The organism is Cohnella luojiensis (assembly GCF_004564235.1).
GTDB lineage: Bacteria > Bacillota > Bacilli > Paenibacillales > Paenibacillaceae > Cohnella > Cohnella luojiensis.
Genome location: NZ_SOMN01000095.1, coordinates 1 through 1,386, shown reverse-complemented (window position 1 = coordinate 1,386; position 1,386 = coordinate 1). Strand labels below are relative to the sequence as shown.

The following is a 1,386-nucleotide window of genomic DNA, read 5'->3' as shown; positions in this document are numbered from 1 at the left end:
ATGTGATACGAATTATGCTACTCTGTAGACGAAGCTGACAGCTGATTTATAGCGGATTTTGCGCGTATTCTTCTGCCCTGGGCGAATGGGTCGAATCGGCAAAATGTTTTTGCGAATCAGCGCTTCAACATCGGGCGGGGGTTCATCGCCTCGTGAGCGCAGGAAATGTCTACAAACGTGAACGGCAACCGTGAAATTGACTTGGTAGGGGTGCCGTTTATCCATTTGGGAAATGACGACGTGCGAGGTCATCATTTCAGCGAAATTGTACATGATCATTCTTGCGAAAATCTCTTGGGTGATGGACTCTTGCTTCTTTGCGTGAAAACTAGTCAGACCGACGGTGTATTTTAATGCCCTAAAAGAGGTTTCGATGCCCCATCGCATGTTATATATGGACTTGAGTTCATCTGGTGGGAAATCAGCGTTAGAAAGATTCGTAATGACTGTTTCATAAGCGCCGTTCGGCAGGACGAAACGAACAACCCGAAAGGAAATCGGGTAAAACAAGTTCTCCTGCAAATCCAAAAAATCAAAGGTAGAGGTGGAAGGGACGAACCTGTACATCTCGGGATGAGCCTTGACCTCTTTGGTTTGTTTTTTGGTAAGTGTCAGATGAACGTCCCGATCAAACTCTCCGCCAGCGGGCAAACGCAAGCCCGAAAGAATACCATTGGAATCCAAATCCTTTACCCGTATGACGTAGTTCCACCCTTTGCGTTCAATATGCGCGAAATTGTTGTAGCTTTCATAACCTCTATCGGCAATAACAATGGTTTTGCCTTTGATGGGAGAACGGTCAACCATAGCTGCCAGCGCCCTTCCCTCGTTCCACAACCTTCGTGGCTGAACAATGGCATCGACGTAAAGTCTGTTGCACAGGTCATAGGCTGCGTTCAAATGCAGAAGGTTGTAGCCTTTCGTGTTCGGTTGACTTTGAAAGTAGGTTTCCGTGTCCGCAGGGTCAGTTGCGATATGCAAATCCGAACCGTCAATAGCAAGCAATCGATACCCTCGGTAGTGCTTAATGTCCGTATACGATTGCGTAAATTCGTGAAACAAGAATTCCAAAGCAGAGGGCAGGATTTTATTCCTCTGTTGGACAAAAGCAGAAGTCGTTGCGGTGTTTACGTCATAGCCCTGCGATTCCAAGAGTTCCTTATATAGGCTATTGCCGCCCATGGAGATCAGGAGTTGCATAACCGTTTCAAAGGGCAGCTTTTTCTTTCGGGTAAAATCTATCTCAGGGTTTTTGACATAAGGTGCAGGTGTGGCTGACATTTCTCGTATGAGGGATGTCAGCTTTTGTTTTAGCGAATTCGCGTACTCATTCATTGGCAAAACCTCCTCGTTTTTTCAAGGGGCTTCGCCACACGATTTCACCTA

At 46.5% G+C, this 1,386-nt stretch carries 1 protein-coding gene; it reads right to left on the bottom strand.

The features are described 5' to 3' along the window. Positions 1 to 12: 12 nt before the first annotated feature. Positions 13 to 1,335: an IS4 family transposase gene (locus tag E2980_RS23870; protein WP_135154708.1), complete on the bottom strand. Its 1,323-nt coding sequence runs from the start codon at positions 1,333 to 1,335 to the stop codon at positions 13 to 15. Between the last annotated feature and the right edge of the window lie 51 nt (positions 1,336 to 1,386).

Coding starts and splice junctions, on each gene's coding strand:
- E2980_RS23870 (WP_135154708.1), bottom strand. CDS start 1,335: ATGAATGAGTACGCGAATTCGCTAAAACAAAAGCTGACATCCCTCATA.